Source organism: Halobacillus ihumii (assembly GCF_902726645.1).
GTDB classification, from domain to species: Bacteria; Bacillota; Bacilli; order Bacillales; family Halobacillaceae; genus Halobacillus_A; species Halobacillus_A ihumii.
In genome coordinates this window covers 929,418-948,097 of the sequence record NZ_CACVAO010000001.1, presented here as the reverse complement: position 1 = coordinate 948,097, position 18,680 = coordinate 929,418, and the positions used below count along the sequence as shown (strand labels likewise).

Genomic DNA, 18,680 nt, shown 5'->3' with positions numbered 1-18,680 from the left:
AGCAGGAATATATTTGAAAAGTTGTTGCAAAGGAAGTAGAAATATTCAAAAATCCCTATTCGACAGCCAAATCGACAAAAGTGTATAGTTTTCAACAATAAATAGTTGGGAGGGAAAGTTTGTCAATATGAATCATTTTGAGAGTTTGAATCGAAATGTCAGGAATCTCTTGGATTCCCATCTGGTGATGTGTTGGAAGTGTAAAGAGTTGGTTGAGGAACAAGATATTGTAGCGGTAACCGATGGGCGTACTTCATGGGTTGAGTATTGTCAGGATTGCTTAGCTTTTCATCAGGAACATAAGAGAGACTATACAAAACTTGACGTGTAATGTAGAAAAAGAGGCCACTCATTTAGAATGGCCTCATGTTTAAAACTGATTAGTTTTGTTTATTTTTTCGTGTAAATGGCCACCATACTCCATTCCCAAAGGAAACGGTAATAGCCGGAATGAGTAATGGCAGGATTATTAAGCCATACAGGAGAAGACCAGTAATGACGATTGTAGCAATTTGAATTAAGCTTAGCACCCCAGATGGCATCATGGCACCGAATGTACCCGCCAGGATAATGGCTGCAGTAATGACAACTGATCCCATTTTGGCCATTGATGTCATCATGGCTTCTTTCACATCCATTTTGGCCTCTTCATTGAAACGATCAAGCAGGAAGATGGAGTAATCCACCCCAAGTGCGATAAGCATAACAAAACCGAAAAATGGTACGGCCCAGCTGATCCCATCATAGTTTAATAGATTGACGAAAATCAATTCTGCGATAGAAACAGATGTGTAGTAAGTCAGCAAAAGAGATCCAATCATATAAAGCGGCATGATCATAGACCGGAATAAGATTGTAAGGACAATAAATAATCCGCTTAAAATAATGATCATTGTTCTTGTAAAATCATTTTTGGAGATCTCTGAAAGATCATCATTCGTAGCTGGAATGCCACTGTATGCAATGGTCATATCTTCTAAAGGCGTTCCTTTAACTTGATCTTGTACGGTTTGTTTAATGGCCTCAGTCGTATCAATTGCTTCTTTAGAATAAGGGTCATTCTTTAGAATGATTTCCATTTTAATTCCTTTTTCATTAGCAAAAGAATAACGATCAATTGCTGGCTGGAACTCTTCGTTTTCAAGGGTGCCTTTTGGAATGAACACACCTGTTTCGGTAAGCGAATTTGATTCTCCCATCGCTTTTGTGATTTCTTCAGCATCTTTTAGACCAGACTCGATATCTTCGAGACCATCGATTGAGGCACCAACTCCACTAGCTAATTCAGCAAGTCCGTCTTTAAGTCTGCTTACTTGACTCGTTTTTCCTTGTAAACTGGAGGATGCACCAGCGAGTGACTGCTGAATTTGGCCAAGTTGCTGTTGAACTTGGGCTAGTTGTTTAGAAGCTTGAGCCACATTTCCTGACTGACTAAGATCTTGATTTATGGTGGTAAGCTGCTGGTTTATTTGCTTAAGGGCATTAGCAGCCTCACCTAGACCATTTGCGTTGGTTGCCGTCCCTGATGGAAGTTGGTTTGCTATGTTATTCAATCCAGCTTCAATCTCGGTTAACCCGGATTTTGTTTTATTAATTCCTTCACGAGCCTGATTCAGACCATCGGACACCTGTCGAAGTTGATGGTCAATATATAATTCTTCAAGAATTTCTCCCGTAGGTCTTGTGATCGTTCTAATGGCGTCGACTTCTTCATTTGTAGCTATTTCCGAACTCAATTCTTCAACATAAGGGATAACCTCTCTCGTAACCATATCATCTTCAGCTTTAATGACGATATTTAGAGGGAGAGATTCACCCTTGCCAAAGCCCTCCTCAATTGCTTTTAGTCCTTTAACCGAACCATAATCATCACCGATTTCATCCACTGTATTAAACGATAATTGTCCATTATATGTTAAGAGAAGTGGAACAGTAATGATGGCAACAATCACTAGGGACCAAATAGGTCTATGGACTGAGAAGCGTCCGAGCAGAATCCACAATTTACTATCTTTGTGGGAAGCCGATTTTTTAGATGGCCAAAACAACTTGTCCTTTAAGACAGCCATGAAAAAAGGAATAATCGTGAATAGCACAATCATTAATACAGCGATCCCCACAGCAACACCGACTGCTGATTTGAAAATAGTAAATTCGGCAAAACCGATGGCAACAAAGCCGATAAAAACAGCAATGCCACTAATTAAAAGAGTACGACCTGCGGTTTTATACGTATTTACTATGGCAGTTTCAGTAGAGTGTCCATTCGTAAGTTCTTCTTTATAGCGGCTCAACAGTAAAATACAATAATCTGTTCCGATTCCAAATAGGACGGCAACTAGAAATATTTGTGTATAGTTTGAAACCGGGAAGCTAAACCACTCGATAAAAAAGGACACAAGTGACTGGCTAAGTAAATAGGTAATCCCAACTGCAACTAGTGGAATAAAGGGTGTGATAATAGAACGGAACACGGCAAGCAGGAGGACAAAGATCAGAACTACTGTTATGATTTCAGTCCGCTCCAGCCCCTCTTGACTGCTTTCATTTACATCCTGGTTAATGATCGCTTCCCCAGTAATATAAACTGTGTGTTCGCCAGACAGTATATTAGATTTAATGTGGTCTGCAAGCTCATTGATTTCTTTGTCTGTACCATCAACTGTGATGGGAATAAGGATCGTTTTCTCATCTTGTGAAACAAGCTGGTCAGTCGCCTCTTTAGTTTCAAAAGGTGCAACCACATTAGTAATGGAGCCTTCCAAGTTCTTCAACTGGTCGACAGTGGAAGCAATGGATTGTTTGACATCCTGATCAACTGGTTCATCAAGTGTGAATACAAGGGAAATGGTGTCTGCATCCGCCCCGGCCTTTTCTAAGATCGCTGCAGCCTTCTGGGAATCTGTACCTTCGGGAAGTTGTAAGTTTCCAGCTTCTTCAGCTTGTTGAGTTAAATTAGGTGACACTATAAATAAGCCCGCCGTTAATAAGATCATGAGTGTCACAATGATCCATTTATACTTTAATATCATTCTCATTATTAATCTTCCTCTACTCTTAGAATTGCTTTTACTTTATTGAATATCCGAATGAATTCATCGATTTCAGAATCTTTAAGTTCTCCAGCGAGTAATTCTTCTATATGGTTGGAAATAAGCTCGTTAGATTGATGGATGATAGATTTTCCTTTGTCGGTCAAGGTGAGTGTTTTTCCTCGGTTGTCCTTTTCAGAACTCACAATATCTATTAAGCCGTTTTGGCTCAATTTTTTCAGTCTGTTTGAAACGGCACTCTTATGGACCCCTTGTAATTCAGCAAGTCTCCCTGGTGATACTTTTTCTAACTTGAACAGAATTTGAAGCATATGAATTTGTTCCGGAGAATAAAGATCATAAATTTCGTGGTCAATCGACTTTATTATTCTCTCGGTACCAAAGATCATGACTTCTTTAAAAAGATCTACAGCTTTATCTAAACGATCATTCACTAAAAAACCTCCAGGCGAAAAAGTAGTTTATACCCTAAACAAAATATAGTTTACACCCTAAACTATATTTATGCAATCATATTGTAACTAACGTCAGTAATTGTTAGATGGATTAACAGGAATTTGTACTAGTACATCGTGATTTAATTTTGTGTTAGACTTGTTGGAAAGTGAATAGTATCCTAGTCTTGCTAGGAATAAGAAAACTATAATGTAATTAGGGGTTGAATAGAATGAAGAGCACTGGCGTTGTTCGAAAAGTAGATGAGCTTGGAAGAATTGTTATTCCAAAAGAGCTGCGTCGTACGTTAGAAGTAGAGGAGAAAACTCCGCTAGAAATATTTGTTGAAGATGACAAAATTATTTTGAAGAAATATAAAGCCAATAAAGAGTGTGTGATAACTGGAGAGGTTAGCGAGGATAACCGTGAATTCTTTAACGGCCTTGTTCTGAGCCAGAGAGGTTTAGAATTATTAAAAGAAGAGTTAGAAAAGGTCACTAAATAATATAGTAGAATGCTATGGAAAACCGTTTCTTATAGAGGAACGGTTTTTTAATGGAAAAATGCTCAATAAACAAATGACATCAAGCTGCAATTTTCGGAGACCATCGACTTATTAAGGGTGATTTAAAGACTAGTACCATCTATTTAATATAGTCGTATAGACCTCAAGTGAAAAATAATTCTCTTTTATTTGAATATAATACCTATTTGGAATTTATTACAATCGATTGATTTTTACTAGTGAATAGGACTATAATTTGACATTGTTAGAGGGATTTCGACAAATTATTTTTCTGAAAATTCCTTTAAGTGGTAATGTTTTATTCAGATTCATTATCTACTTAATCATCAAGGAGGTTAAAAATCGTGGCTCAATACAGTAAGGAGGATATTGTAAACAGTGTTCCTCAAAGAGGGTTCTTTGGACATCCAAAGGGATTGTTTACACTATTCTTCACCGAATTCTGGGAACGTTTTTCCTATTACGGAATGCGAGCAATTCTATTATTTTATATGTATTATGAGGTGTCGAAGGGCGGCCTTGGCTTAGACGAGGGAACTGCAGCTTCTATTATGGCCATTTATGGGGCACTCGTATATATGTCTGGAATAATCGGAGGTTGGATTGCAGATAGATTGCTAGGTGGTACATCTACTGTGTTTTATGGTGGTGTCCTCATTATGTTTGGACACATTGCTTTATCCTTACCAGGAAGTTTAACAGCCTTTTTCATTTCAATGGCTCTGATTATTATCGGTACCGGTTTATTAAAACCAAACGTCTCAAATGTGGTAGGAGATCTTTACGCTTCAGAGGATTATCGCAGAGATTCAGGCTTTAGTATTTTTTATATGGGAATTAACCTTGGTGCCTTCTTATCTCCTTTAATCGTAGGAACAGTTGGACAGGAGTTTAACTTCCATGCCGGATTTGCCATCGCTGCTGTTGGTATGTTCTTCGGATTGATTACTTTTATGGTGACAAAGAAAAAGTACTTAGGTTTAGCAGGTAAGAATGTTCCGAATCCATTAACGAAAGTAGAACGGAGCAAAACTTACAAGCGTGCAGGTATCGGTGCAGTCATTGTCATTGCCTTTTTTGCTATAACTATTCCGACCGGGATCATGACGATCAATCGCTTAACCTATCTTGTTAGCTTTCTAGGTCTCTCCATTCCAACGGCATATTTTATTGTTATGTATCGAAATAAAAAGACAACGAAAGACGAAAAGTCAAGACTGCTTGCCTATATTCCGTTGTTTGTTGCGTCAATGATGTTCTGGTCCATCCAGGAGCAAGGATCCATTATTCTAGCTCAGTATGCTGACCAGCGTGTAGACTTAAGTCTTAGCGGATTCGCTATACAATCTTCATGGTTCCAGTCCTTGAATCCATTATTTATTATCTTCCTGGCACCTGTATTTGCCTGGTTATGGATTCGATTAAAAGGAAAGCAGCCTAGCACACCACAGAAGTTTGCATTCGGTTTAATGTTTGCTGGAGTATCCTTTCTGATACTGGTTATTCCTGCATTAACCAATGGGGATAATTTAGTTAATCCATTATGGCTTGTGGTCAGCTTCTTTATCGTTGTCATTGGGGAACTGCTATTATCCCCTGTCGGCTTGTCAGCCACAACGAAACTGGCGCCTGCAGCTTTTGCTTCACAAACGATGAGCTTATGGTTTCTTTCTAATGCTGCAGGACAAGCGATGAACGCTCAGCTTGTGAAACTTTACAATATCAATACTGAAATTGCTTATTTTGGTATTCTTGGAGGAACTTCTATCTTATTAGGAGTCATCCTATTTTTGTTCTCACCTAAGATTTCTAAACTAATGAAGGGTGTTTTCTAATCCCCATTTTACTAAAAAGCTGCACTTTGTGAGGTTAGATCACAAAGTGCAGCTTTTTTTATTTACCATTGTTTTTCGAGCCAGAAAAATATTTTATCAAAATTTTGCAAAATGGAAGGAAACATGTAAAATATAAAGTCAGATTATGAGATAATAGGTAGTATAAAGAGGTTAATAAATGGTGCAGGGAATAGGTATGAAAGGGTGTAGAAATGGCAACGAGAAAAGATCGACGAAAAAAGAAAAGAAAGTGGCTATGGGTTTCGCTGGCTGTAGTCCTGCTGGTAGCCGGTGGCAGTGCAGCTTACTTATATTCCATTTACCGTAATGTAAAAACAACAGTTGACAGTGAAATTCACAAAAAAGTTTCGGGCATTGATCATCAGGTTACTGAAAAGAAAGTAGAAGATGAAGAGCCGATCAATGTTTTGCTGCTTGGTGTAGATGAACGGGAACATGATACCGGACGTTCAGACACGATGATTGTGATGACACTTGATCCAGCAAATGACAGGATGCAGATGGTCAGTATTCCGAGGGATACTAGAACAAAAATTGTCGGAAAAGGTATTATGGATAAAATTAATCATGCCTACGCTTTTGGCGGCAGCGATATGTCTGTCAACACGGTAGAAAATTTTCTGGATATAAGTTTGGATTATTATGTGCGCATGAATATGGAAGGCTTATCTCAGATGGTTGATTTAGTAGGCGGGATTACAGTGCAAAATGACTTTGCCTTTACACAGGGAGGTTACAATTTCCCTAAGGGGCAAATTGAGCTTGAAGGAAATGAAGCCCTTGCATGGGTCCGGATGCGTTATGACGATCCTCAGGGGGATGCCGGACGTAATGAACGTCAGCGCCAGGTTATTCAAGGTGTTATTAATAAAGGTTCATCGATTAATGTTGTGAATAATATCGGTTCGATTATGGATGTTTTTGGCGAAAACGTGGCAACCAATATGAAGTTCGAAGATATGAGAAATCTGGCTATGAATTATCGGAGTGCCAGGGAGAATTTAACGACATACCAGATGACTGGGCAGGGCACAAGGATCAATGATATTTACTATCTGCAGGTGCCGCAGTCTGAAGTGAAGAAAACGCATGAGATGATTAAAGAGTATAGTTCTTAGGAGATTATCAGAAGTCTTAACTAACAAATGGACAGGCAGGGCTCAGAAAGGGAGTCTTGCCTTTTTATTACATAAAGGAAAAGGGAGGACTTAAAATGGCTGGATTGAAGAATGCTAGAATTGGCTGGATAGGTACGGGAGTAATGGGGAAAAGCATGGTGGAACGTTTGCTGAGGGAAGGCTATGAAGTAAATGTATTTACTCGTACTCCGTCAAAGGCGGATGAATTGATTGAAAAAGGGGCCTGCTGGCAGGACAATGTGAGGAATCTAACGAAGGAATCTGACATTATTTTTACAATGGTCGGCTATCCGTCGGACGTGGAAGAGGTTTATTTTGGAGAGAACGGTATTCTGGAACATGCGGCTGAGGGTACCTATATGATTGATTTGACGACATCTTCCCCAGACCTTTCGAAGAAAATTACTAAAAAGGCTGAAGAACGCCGTTCGTATGCATTGGATGCTCCGGTATCTGGTGGTGACGTCGGAGCGAAACAGGGGACACTTTCGATTATGGTCGGTGGTGAAGAAAAGCCGGTGGAGTATATCTGGCCAATACTGGACGTATTAGGGAGTCAGATTGTATGGCAGGGGCCAGCCGGCGCTGGACAATTTACAAAAATGAGTAACCAGATTGCTATTGCCTCCAATATGATGGGAGTTTCCGAAGCATTAATCTATGCGGAGGCTGCGGGTCTTGACCCCTCCACCGTTCTTGAAAGTATAAGCGGCGGTGCTGCAGGAAGCTGGTCACTAAGTAACCTTACTCCTCGCGTCATCAAAGGAGATTTAGAACCCGGATTTTATGTGAAACATTTTATTAAAGATATGAAAATCGCAATCGAATCCGCAGAAAAAATGGAACTCGACCTGCCAGGACTAAAACTTGCTAAACAATTGTACGATCAAATCTCAGCGGACGGCTATGCTAACAGCGGCACCCAGGCCCTTTATCAATATTACAAAGGATAGTGTAGGTATGGATTAAACTTCCACCTCAGGTCATCCAATATTTGGATGACCTGAGGTGGGATTATTTGTAAATGTATGGATTTTATTGTTTTTCTTTAGTTGTTAAAAACCTTTATAATAGATGGGAGAGTATGATAGGAGAGGAGAGTTGATATGGAGAAGGTTGGTAGAAATGATCCATGTCCTTGCGGAAGTGGAAAGAAATATAAAAAATGCCACGGTAAGACGAATGTAATCGAATTCCCTTCGAAAAAAGTTGAAGAGGAATTGGACCGTTATTTGCTTCAATTTCAGGATTACATGTACGACCATTACCCTCATTTATTCCCCTCCACAAAGGCTTCATCTCAAGAAGAAGAGATAGAGCATTTTGTTCGTCTTCTTTATAAAGGTCTATTTGTACCACAAACTGATGGAGAAACTGTCTTTCAACACTTTTTTAAGCAAAAGCAGAAATCAATGATCCGGCCTGCCACAATAAAGGCTCTACAGATTTGGGGCTCTTCACATGCGAGTATCTTTCGTCTTTTAGAGGAAGGTCCCGATGGGTTTGTATATGTTGAAGATGTACTAAAAGACGGTCAATTTAAAGTAGGGAGAGATCGAATTCCATTAGATAATGAAGACCTGCTACATTTCCCTTATTACATGGGCATTTTAATGAATTGGGGGAACTTTTATAATTTTATTCCTCTGGCACTGCCAAATACTAAGGCAGGCTATGAATATTTCATATCTGATTTAGAAGCGGAATTCAATGGTCAATCAAGGGCTGTTGAGCTCAGTGATTACTTGCATCACAATTTTCTTAGTGCATTCCCTAAGTGGCTTTATATGGAACCGGTAGATTCGTTTGATGAAAACGGGGAATTAACCGAGAAGCAGCTTGAAGTATTTGAAGTTCTAGACGAACATGTAGACTACTCGGATCAACAGCTTGAAGCATATGTCACATTAAAAGGGTTGTGGCTGAGGTATTGTGAGGAACAAGATCCGATAATCAGGAAGCCTGCTGTATTTGCTGCAGCACTTGAATATTTCTTCTATGAGGTCCCTTATTTTGGTGGAGATCGAATAGTTACTCAGAAAGAAGTAGCCGAAAAATATAGAATCAGCTCAAACAGTCTGTCTAGACGGTATCAGGAGTTAATAGAAATTTTTTATGAACTGATCCAGAATTATGAGGAGCATAGCGAGGATCCGGAAATGATTTTCTATGTAAAGCCAAGTGCTCAAATAAGTGTTGAAAGACATACGTATGAACTGAATAAAAAGATAGAACAAATGGGCTTCCATTCAATTGATGAGATTAATGAATATATGAACCAACATAGAAATGATCCGTTTGTTCCAGAAAATGACAGAGAACTTGCCCAGGTAAAGGCGTACGAAGCCTATGAAACTAAGAATGATGAAGAGAAAAGAAGATTAGTAGATGAAGTGTTGTCACTTGATAAAAACAGCGTAGATGGACTTGTACTCAGATCGCAATTTACAAATAATGAGACAGAAAAACTCACATCAGTGATAAAGGCTGTTCATTCCGGTTATGATCGCCTTAAATCAGATGAGGATGTTAGTCTATGGCAAGTTATCGAGGCCCGTCCTCTATTAAGGGCTATTGAGTTTTTAGCAGAAATGTACGAGGAAAGAGAAGAAATCGGTAACGCAATTGAGTGGTATGAGGAACTTCTTGAGTTGAATCCACAGGACAATCAAGGAATTCGTTCGCGATTAATACCTCTTTATGTAGGAACGGAAAGATATCTCGATGTACAAAAATTGTTAGACTCGTACCCTGAGGAGGATTCATTAGAGCAGACGATGACCATTGCCCTGCTTATGATTTTGTTAAAAATGGACAGGAAGGATATAAGGGCTCAACTCCAACTAGCTCATGCTAACAATGAGTTTGTAGGTGGGTTGCTTACTGGTAAGGAATCGATGCCTGAAGAACTTCCCGAACTATTTAGTCGCGGTTCATTTGAGGAAGCGGTCATTTATGTACATCGCAATGGACACTTTTGGGAGCCGCACCTCGAACAACTTAACCCGATTTTGAAATGGAAATGAATGTAAGACCTGAGGTGGAATAAATATGGAAAAATCCCTCGCCTAAATCTGGCGAGGGGTTTTTTGTTAATTCTTAAGTGATCCGTGCGGGTCGAGGACAAATTTTCTAGGGACACCGCTGTCGAATTCACTGTATCCTTTCGGAGCGTCTTCCAATCCTATAATCGTTGCGTTAACAGCTTTTGCAATGTCAGCTTTATCGTTTAAGATAGCTTGCATTAGTCCTCGATGATAGCGCATGACAGGAGTTTGTCCGGTTACAAAGGATTGAGCTTTTGCCCATCCTAAACCAAAGTTGAGTTTTAAGGCACCTTCGCGTGCGTCCTCATCTGAGGCTCCCGGATCTTCTGTAACATAAAGACCAGGGATCCCAAGGCCGCCGCCTGCTTTTGTCGCTTCCATAATGGAATTCAAGACCACGGCAGGAGCTTCCTCATGACTATGGCCGTGTGCTTCAAATCCAACACAATCCACTGCGGCGTCGACTTCAGGCACGCCTAAGATTTGTTCGATCTGTTCAGAAATATTATCATGCTTACTAATATTGATCGTTTCACATCCGAAACTGCGTGCCTGCTCAAGGCGCTCTTCAATTAAATCGCCAACAATAACGACTGATGCGCCAAGCAGCTGGGCAGAGTGAGCGGCAGCTAGTCCTACGGGTCCGGCCCCCGCAATATAAACCGTTGAGCCTATTTGAACACCAGCTGAATATACCCCATGAAATCCAGTTGGAAAAATATCAGAGAGCATGGTCAAGTCAAGCATTTTTTCCATCGCCTGGTCTTTGTCAGGAAATTTTAACACTTGGAAATCTGCATAGGGAACCATAACGTATTCGGCTTGCCCGCCGACCCAGCCTCCCATGTCGACATAGCCGTAAGCGGAACCGGGGCGATCCGGATTTACATTAAGACAAATGTGTGTTTTTCCTTCAATACAGTTAACACAGCGTCCGCAGGCAATATTAAAGGGGACGGAAACAAGATCACCTTTGTGTACAAATTCAACGTCTCTTCCCGTTTCAATGACTTCGCCGGTAATTTCATGACCAAGAACTAATCCTTCTGGGGCTGTAGTGCGTCCACGAACCATGTGCTGGTCGCTCCCGCAAATGTTTGTAGATACTACTTTCAAAATCACACCATGCTCACATTTGCGTCCAACATTAGCTGGGTTGACCCCGGGACCATCTCTTAACACTAATTCTGGAAAATCAATATCCTTTACGACTACGCTCCCTTCACCGTTATAGGCTACTGCGCGATTATTCGTTGCCATTATATATGCCTCCTCCTGTAAAATGTATGACTGATGGACAGAACGACATTCTATTAACTCTTTATGAGACAACTTCATTCCTTAGTCTTATTGCAGCGTGGTTTCCTAGTGGATCCGGAACTGTATGTATGATAAGAACGCTTAGTTAGATTTAACTTTTTCATACCCTATAAAAGGAGTACCTTAAACATAACTGAGAAAAATATCCACCTCAGGTCATCCATAATCTGGATGACCTGAGGTGGATTATTTTTACATAGAATCAGGTGCTTTATGATAGAATGGGGACGTAATGGAGAGGGTGTGATTAGTGATGTCTAGGAATAAAGGGATGTTATTTGTGTTGGCGGGGGCGGGAAGTTTCGGATTCACCCCTGTTTTTGTGAAGTTGGGTTTCGGTAATGGATATACACTTGGAGAAATAAATATTATTCAAATGATTATTGCTTTCATAATTCTTTGGGGAATCGCTTTTCTTCTGCGTGCTAAGATGACCGGTTTAACTAGAAAAACAATCCTTAAAATTATGGCAATGGGCAGTTTCGTAGGGTTAACGAGTATTTTTTATTATGGAGCTATCCATTATCTGTCTGCATCCTTAGCTATTATTTTGTTATTTCAGTTTGTATGGATGGGGTTCTTTTTTGAGTGGGTGTTTAATCGAAGGAAACCGACTGTGCTGGCCATTTGTTCGATGGCGATCACTTTGATTGGTGTGTTTTTCGCTTCTAATATTCTAATCACGGGTATAGTAGAACTGCCTGCCATAGGCCTAATATTTGGTATGTTATCAGCATTTACTTATGCAGGATTCATATTTTTTAGCGGGCAAATCGCTGTGGATGTTGATCCCTGGGCTCGGAGTCCGATTATGGTGACTGGTTCGCTGATCTTAGTTACCCTTACCTTTGTAAAAGATATCCCTACCTTACCGGCTGGAGATGTGAAATTGTGGATTGTAGGGGGAGGAGTAGCTTTGTTTGGTGCTGTTATCCCACCTTTGTTCTTTGCAATTGGAGCTCCGACACTGTCAGATGGATTGGCTAATGTACTAAGTGCGATTGAACTTCCTGTAGCACTCATTTCAGCAAATCTCATACTCGCTGAATCGATCACTGCCTTACAATGGGGCGGTGTAGTCCTAATCATTGCTGCAATTTTCCTAAATAACAGCAGGGGATTGAATAAAAGACTCAATTTGAAGAGGTCAACATAAAACAGCTCCTTGGATCGATTGGTGTTGGGGCTGTTCCATGACGGACTGTCTGATTATTCTGTTAAAATGGATGGTAATAACATGGAGAGGATGAAGGATATGGTTCAGAAGTTAGAGAAAGATTCTTTTGTGTACGCGATGAGTAAGGAGAACAAACCAGCTTTGAAGGTTCGTGCCGGTGAGCAAGTAGTTATGGATACGTATGATTGCTTTGAAAATCAAATTCAGTCGGAGGAAGAAACATTTTCGAGTATTGACTGGGAGCGCATTAACCCGGCTACGGGACCAGTATACGTAGAAGGCGCCCAGGCAGGTGATATTTTGCAAGTAAGAATAGATGGGATTGAGCTTGGTGAACGAGGTGTAATGGCAACAGGTCCGAAACTTGGTGTCATGGGGCATCGAATAGATGAATTTAAAATAAAAATGATTGAAATAAAAGAAAACGAATTAGTGTTTGATGACAGAATCAAACTGCCTTTACAACCGATGATTGGCGTGATTGGAGTTGCTCCAGAGAACGAAGCTGTTTCATGTGGGACGCCGGGAGCTCATGGGGGAAATATGGATACTAAGCTTATAACAACCGGTGCAACATTGTATTTCCCAATTTTTCAGGAAGGTGGACTTTTTTCATTAGGAGATGTACATGCGGCCATGGGCGATGGCGAGGTATGTGTGTCAGGAGTTGAGATTCCAGCGAAAGTGATGGTGACATTAGATGTGATTAAGGGATACTCAATTGATTATCCTTATATTGAGAATACAGCGGGGGCAGCATCACTTGTTTCTAGAGAATCTTTAGATGAGGCTGCTGATCTTGCGGTGGAAAAAATGATTGATCTACTGCAGCCACAAACCGATCTAACCCTTGCTGAGTTTACGATGCTCATGAGTGCAGCTGGAGAAGTTCAAATAAGCCAAATCGTTGATCCATTAAAGACCGCACGTTTTTTTGTGCCAAGAAAGATATTGGATGGATATGGACTGAAGTTATTTAGGAAATAAAAAAGCCTTCAGAGGATTTTAACCAATTTCACCCACCTCAGGTCATCCAGATTCTGGATGACCTGAGGTGGGTGAAATTAACATATTTAGGCAAAAAAATAAACCGTCTTCCTGCAAGAGAGGAGACGGTTTATTCTAAGAACCAAAATTAACAATTAAGTCATGCGTTTTTTGAATTTCTGATTGCGGCATCTCTATTAAATACATCCCAGAACTAGTTATAGGATTCCCGGACATTTGGTAAGTAGAGATGTTTTTGCGCGCACTGCTATAATTCATGGCGAGCCGGCGCATATCCCCAAATTCCATATTTGTTTTCATATTATTCCCTAATACATTCATCACTTCATCAATCTGATTGATCATATTTAATCCGGCAGCTTTATCAATGACTCCTTGAATCACTTGACGCTGACGGTGATTACGTCCAAGGTCCCCTTTCGGATCTTCTTTACGCATACGCACATAGGCGAGGGCTTCTTCGCCCGATAAATGCAATTGACCTTTTGGAAATTGGAAGCCATCTTGGGTAAAGGCCATATCATTATTAACAGTGATTCCATCCACAGCATTGACCAACTGTGCCAGCCCTTCCATATTCATCGTTACATAATAATCAATATGAATATCAAGGAAGTTTTCAACGGTCTTAACAGACATATCACTTCCACCATAAGCATAAGCATGATTGATCCGGGTCACACGCCCATCACCTGCAATTTTCACTTTAGTATCGCGGGGAATACTGACCAGTTGCATTTGATTATTAGCTGGATCAAGGGTCATTACAATCATTGTATCTGAACGTCCTTGATCATTCTCGCGTTCATCTACACCTAGCAAAAGGATATTGATAGGCTCTTTATTATCAACTTTCTTATCTGTTATCTCTGTATCTATGGAAGGTACATTTTCGTGAAGTTTGCTATTAACTGTTTGTTTGACGTTATTAAAAATCGTAAATGCATAAACGCCTCCTCCAATGAGCAGGAGCACGACAATGAGCAGGACGATTTTCCACCAGCGTCCCTTTTTCCTCTTCCTTTTCTTCATTTCTTTTCGTCCCATAACTCCACCTCAATTATGTAGAATAGCATCGAACTAATTATCTATTATACTTGTAATGGTGAATCTTGTAAAAGTAATGATGAATAATCTGGAAAAAAGCCCCACCTCAGGTCATCCAATATCTGGATGACCTGAGGTGGGGTGGGGCGATTTGATGTGCTACTATGAATTGGACAGGCAGCAGGGGGGAAGAAGAAAATGAAAGAAGTGATTGTGTTTTTAGCTGAAATTGTTAATGTATTTCATGATCTATTGTTAGAAGTATCTCAGTCGTCTGGATGGAATCTGACTGATAAGGAGCTTCACTTCTGGATTATCGGAATACTGGGAATCATAGGATTGATTTTTGTAGATGTACTATTTCATATGATTGCTAGATGGAGTATTACGGTTATTTCATTTTTGTTTACACTCTCTATGGTTCTTGTTTTTGTGCTGGCTGTAGAAATTCAGCAGAAGATTACAGGCAGGGGGGCTATGGAGTTTAATGATGCCGCCATAAGTGTACTCGGATTTTTAGCCTTTTGTGTTGTTTATTTTTTCATGAAAATGATAGCAAAATGGATTCGAACAAGGTGAAACCCCCTTCTTTCTTTGTAAAGTAAGGGGGCTGTTTCTTCTTATTTTATAACTTTTCCATCACTATCTACGTAGACAGAGGTCACAATGGTACGATTAAATGGAACGTTTGCTTTCGTCTTTCCTTTAAGGTCAATAGTAAGATTGTAAGTGCCTTCTCCGAGTTTTTCTAACTTTTTAGAAGAGGAGCCGTTCAGATCATTCCACTTTAGGCTTTTCGTCTTCTTTTTACCTTTCTTATAGTAGTCTAGGCGAATATCTGCTTTTACTTTGTTATGATCGATCGCTTGTTGATGCTGTGCGAGTAAAGATACTTCCATGTTTTTATTTACTGTAAAGTCTAAGTCCTGATTAACGGGGCTTTGATAATGGACGGATAGAAGGTAGTGCTCCTCAGGTGAAGCTGCTTGAAGTGTCCATTCTCCTTTAGCAGGTTGGTTTAGTTGAATAGAATGATAATAAGCACCCTGGAAAATATTTGACGAAGCTGGTGTGACTTCAAAGGATGAATGGTTTTTACCGTCTGGTCCAATGAGAGTTAATGCAGTATTTTCCCTTTCGCTGATCCAGTTCACGGTAGCTTCAGTTACGTGATCTTCTACTATGAATTTTTCATAAGTTGATCCTTTATAGGTTCCCCCGCGATAGTAGTAGTTTGCAAGAGGGGAAGGCTGATGTTTTTTCCGATCCATTGGTTCTGTTAACGTTTTATAAGCCGTTACGGATTGGTTTTCATAAAGGTATTGATCAAATAACCGGAATGTGGAACTGCCTAAGCGGATTTCTGAGTGATTCCAGTCAGCTACTTTAACTTCCTGGGCATAAGGAAGGCGTGAGCTAGCCACAGTAACTGCACCATCATTCGCTCCATAGCTGCTCAGGTATAACCCGCCCCAGTAAAGCGAAGTTCCAAAGGTTCCCCATCCTGTACCGCCGAATGTAAAAATGGGATCTTTATCAACATTAGCATGACTGTCGGTTTGGCTGCGGAAATTGTTCATGTAGCCGGTTTGGAGCGAATAGACGGCTGGATTTTTACTTCCAATTATGTCAGCCAACCACCCGGCCCAACTGCTATAGGCAAGATCGGCAAGCTGTGAACCATGATGAGGGGTAGAGAGGGTAATCAAACGGTCAACGTAAGGGGAGGCCTGGTAATGTACAAGGGCGGACTGTGTATCGATGCCACCTTTACTATGTGCTACGAGTACCAATTCTTCGCCAAAGTACTCGTAAATTTGTTTTAGTTTTTCAGCTAATAACTTTCCGTTGTCCCACATATTTTTAGTAGGATACAAATCTACAAATGCCGTTTCAAAGCCATGATTATAAGCCGTTTGATACATATCATTTTCTTTCCACCAGGTGTGAGAGGAACTATTTAAGCCATGAACAAACACAACAGGCGACTTGGAAGAATCAACATCAGTGGGAGTGAGACCGACGTACCACTGCCCAGGCGTTCCGGAGGGGTCTCCTTTTCCAAATGAACCTGCATAAACTTGTAATGGTGATAGGAGAATAACTACTAGCAGAAAGATTCCTGCTTTTTTTAGCATTTGTACACTCCTTTCTGACAAAATCGATGAAGTCACAGTCAGCAATTTATTATATACGTCTGAATTTTTTGTAGAACAAAAAGTTAAAATAAATAGTTCAGTGAACTCAGGTGTTTTAGTGTGAATATTTTAAGGTTGATCCATTCTTATTGACAACTGGCTGGCTCTCGCCGATAGTGAAGAGGAGGACAAGTATCCTCAAACAAAATTTAATAGGCTTTATGGTGGCTTCATGATTGAAGCTGAAAAGGGAAGATTGGTGCAATTCCAACGCGGTCCCGCCACTGTATAGAGGAGGCATTTTGCGAATTTCACTGTTTCTGACTCGAAATGGGAAGGAGAAAAGGCTGTTGATTCTGAGCCAGGAGACCTGCCATAAAGAAGAACATGTTAATCCTACGGGAGATAGGAGGGTGTTACGTGATGAGGTATCTATTTTTTCTTGCTGATCCCTTATAACTGCTCATAATCAAGTCACATCTTCTTTAGGAAGGTGTTTTTTTATTGCGTTTTTTGTGAGTTGGCTTTTTTGCAAAAACGCTTAACAGCTATGTAAGAGACCTGCAAGGAGGAAAGGAAATGGAAAATGCTTTACCGGTAAATGCTTCGAAAATGACACAAACACGTTTGGTTCTGCCTCCAGATACCAACCATCTGGATACGATTTTTGGAGGGAAAGTACTTGCATATATCGATGAAATTGCAGCCTTAACCGCTATGAAACACTCTAATTGTGTGGTTGTTACGGCATCGATTGACTCAGTGGATTTCCTATCTTCGGCTAAGGTAGGCGATGCGCTGACCTTGGAAGCGTTTGTTACGTCAGCGGGAAGGTCATCAATGGAAGTTTATGTAAAGGTGTTTGCTGATGACTTATTAAAGGGGGAGAAGATGGTGACAACTGAATCATTCTTAACGATGGTTGCTGTAGATTCAGAAGGAAAACCAACACCGGTTCCACAAGTAATCCCTGAAACAAAAGAAGAAATAAGGTTACATCAAACAGCACCCTCGAGAAAAGAGTATCGCCGCAACCGCGCCAGCTTACGATAATCCCAATTAATTCCACCTCAGGTCATCCAGAATCTGGATGACCTGAGGTGGAATTAATTGGGATTAGTTGTCGTTTTTCGGCGGGACGTCGCAGCTTTCATCTGTGCAGGCTTCTCCCTGTTTGTCATCAGTTAAGCTTTGAAAAGCAGGCGATTGCTTTTCTTCCTCCATTACTTTCTGTAAGCTTTGTACAAAAACTTCGGTAGGCTGAGCTCCAGAAATAGCATACTTTCTGTTAACGACGAAAAAAGGTACGCCTTGAACGCCGATTTCCCTTGCTTCTGCTTCCTCCGCACGAACCACCTCACCAAATTGTTCACTTGAAAGTACATCACTGACATCAGTCTGGTCAAGTCCTATGTCTTGTGCAAGTTTGATTAGTGTATCGTGATCACCAACATCTTCTGAATCGGTGAGAACAGCTTGGAAGAACCGTTCTGTCGCTTCCTTACCAAGTCCCTTGCTCTCTGCAAATTTAGCTACACGGTGGGCGTCGAATGTATTAGTAGGAACTGTTGTGTCCAGATTGTATTTCAACCCTACGCTGGTCGCTTGCTGTTCCATGTTTTTATTCATCTGCTTGGCTTCTTCCACGCTCTTCCCATACTTGGCAGCTAATTTCTCGGCATTAGACATTCCTGTGTTTTTCTCCGCTTGCGGGTCAAGTTCAAAGCTCTTATAGACGATCTCTGTCTGTTCACCTTCAGCTATTTGTGAAAGAGCCTCTTCAAGTCGACGCTTTCCAATATAACAAAACGGACAAACAAAGTCCGACCAAATTTCTATTTTCATGTTTATCACCTCATAGTTAATTTTTCACACATTTATTTTACGGGGCAATTAAGTGAAATGCCATTAATCTGATTGATAAGCCACTAGAA

General features: G+C 40.5%; 15 protein-coding genes and 1 riboswitch. Of the genes, 9 read left to right on the top strand and 6 right to left on the bottom strand.

From position 1 onward, the window contains the following. Positions 1–380: 380 nt before the first annotated feature. Complete coding sequence (locus G6R08_RS04935) at positions 381–3,038, bottom strand: MMPL family transporter (RefSeq protein WP_163526954.1); 2,658 nt, start codon at positions 3,036–3,038, stop codon at positions 381–383. Between the two features lie 2 nt (positions 3,039–3,040). Further along, on the bottom strand, positions 3,041–3,487 hold the full coding sequence (locus G6R08_RS04930) for a MarR family winged helix-turn-helix transcriptional regulator (RefSeq protein WP_163526953.1): 447 nt from the start codon (positions 3,485–3,487) through the stop codon (positions 3,041–3,043). A 233-nt stretch (positions 3,488–3,720) separates the two neighbouring features. Here G6R08_RS04930 and G6R08_RS04925 point away from each other — a divergent pair, with 233 nt between their 5' ends. The 5 genes from G6R08_RS04925 to G6R08_RS04905 all read left to right on the top strand — a co-directional run bounded on the left by G6R08_RS04925 (position 3,721) and on the right by G6R08_RS04905 (position 10,035). After that, positions 3,721–3,993: an AbrB/MazE/SpoVT family DNA-binding domain-containing protein gene (locus G6R08_RS04925; protein WP_163526952.1), complete on the top strand. Its 273-nt coding sequence runs from the start codon at positions 3,721–3,723 to the stop codon at positions 3,991–3,993. Positions 3,994–4,358: 365 nt separating this feature from the next. Beyond that, positions 4,359–5,849, top strand: coding sequence for a peptide MFS transporter (locus tag G6R08_RS04920; protein ID WP_163526951.1), 1,491 nt, complete (start codon positions 4,359–4,361; stop codon positions 5,847–5,849). Positions 5,850–6,061: 212 nt separating this feature from the next. Continuing rightward, positions 6,062–6,988 carry an LCP family glycopolymer transferase gene (locus tag G6R08_RS04915; protein ID WP_163526950.1) on the top strand — a complete coding sequence of 309 codons (927 nt, stop codon included), beginning with the start codon at positions 6,062–6,064 and terminating at the stop codon, positions 6,986–6,988. 95 nt (positions 6,989–7,083) lie between these two features. Further along, positions 7,084–7,962, top strand: a complete 879-nt coding sequence (locus G6R08_RS04910) for an NAD(P)-binding domain-containing protein (RefSeq protein WP_163526949.1) — start codon at positions 7,084–7,086, stop codon at positions 7,960–7,962. A 153-nt stretch (positions 7,963–8,115) separates the two neighbouring features. Then, the gene (locus G6R08_RS04905) at positions 8,116–10,035 is read left to right on the top strand and encodes an SEC-C metal-binding domain-containing protein (protein WP_163526948.1); all 1,920 of its coding nucleotides are present in this window, start codon (positions 8,116–8,118) and stop codon (positions 10,033–10,035) included. 66 nt (positions 10,036–10,101) lie between these two features. Here the strand turns inward: G6R08_RS04905 and fdhA are convergent, their stop codons facing one another. Beyond that, a complete protein-coding gene (fdhA, locus tag G6R08_RS04900; protein ID WP_163526947.1) occupies positions 10,102–11,316 on the bottom strand; it encodes a formaldehyde dehydrogenase, glutathione-independent in 1,215 nt (404 codons plus the stop codon). Positions 11,317–11,629: 313 nt separating this feature from the next. Between fdhA and G6R08_RS04895 the strand changes: the two genes are divergently transcribed. Both G6R08_RS04895 and G6R08_RS04890 read left to right on the top strand, forming a co-directional pair. Next, entirely contained in the window at positions 11,630–12,532 is a 903-nt protein-coding gene (locus tag G6R08_RS04895) for an EamA family transporter (RefSeq protein ID WP_163526946.1), read from the top strand. Between the two features lie 99 nt (positions 12,533–12,631). Then, complete coding sequence (locus G6R08_RS04890) at positions 12,632–13,540, top strand: acetamidase/formamidase family protein (protein ID WP_163526945.1); 909 nt, start codon at positions 12,632–12,634, stop codon at positions 13,538–13,540. 135 nt (positions 13,541–13,675) lie between these two features. Here the strand turns inward: G6R08_RS04890 and G6R08_RS04885 are convergent, their stop codons facing one another. Beyond that, complete coding sequence (locus G6R08_RS04885; protein WP_163526944.1) at positions 13,676–14,608, bottom strand: LCP family glycopolymer transferase; 933 nt, start codon at positions 14,606–14,608, stop codon at positions 13,676–13,678. 198 nt (positions 14,609–14,806) lie between these two features. On the opposite strand from G6R08_RS04885, the gene G6R08_RS04880 reads away from it, so the two are divergent. Further along, entirely contained in the window at positions 14,807–15,187 is a 381-nt protein-coding gene (locus G6R08_RS04880; protein ID WP_163526943.1) for a hypothetical protein, read from the top strand. A gap of 41 nt (positions 15,188–15,228) precedes the next feature. On the opposite strand, the gene G6R08_RS04875 is transcribed toward G6R08_RS04880, so the two are convergent. Next, positions 15,229–16,746 (bottom strand): esterase/lipase family protein, encoded by a 1,518-nt coding sequence (locus G6R08_RS04875; RefSeq protein ID WP_163526942.1) that lies wholly within the window; start codon positions 16,744–16,746, stop codon positions 15,229–15,231. Between the two features lie 205 nt (positions 16,747–16,951). Further along, positions 16,952–17,138: riboswitch (cobalamin riboswitch) on the top strand. A 187-nt stretch (positions 17,139–17,325) separates the two neighbouring features. Here G6R08_RS04875 and G6R08_RS04870 point away from each other — a divergent pair. Further along, positions 17,326–17,799 carry an acyl-CoA thioesterase gene (locus tag G6R08_RS04870; RefSeq protein ID WP_163526941.1) on the top strand — a complete coding sequence of 158 codons (474 nt, stop codon included), beginning with the start codon at positions 17,326–17,328 and terminating at the stop codon, positions 17,797–17,799. A 63-nt stretch (positions 17,800–17,862) separates the two neighbouring features. On the opposite strand, the gene G6R08_RS04865 is transcribed toward G6R08_RS04870, so the two are convergent. Continuing rightward, positions 17,863–18,591 (bottom strand): DsbA family oxidoreductase, encoded by a 729-nt coding sequence (locus G6R08_RS04865; protein ID WP_163526940.1) that lies wholly within the window; start codon positions 18,589–18,591, stop codon positions 17,863–17,865. Between the last annotated feature and the right edge of the window lie 89 nt (positions 18,592–18,680).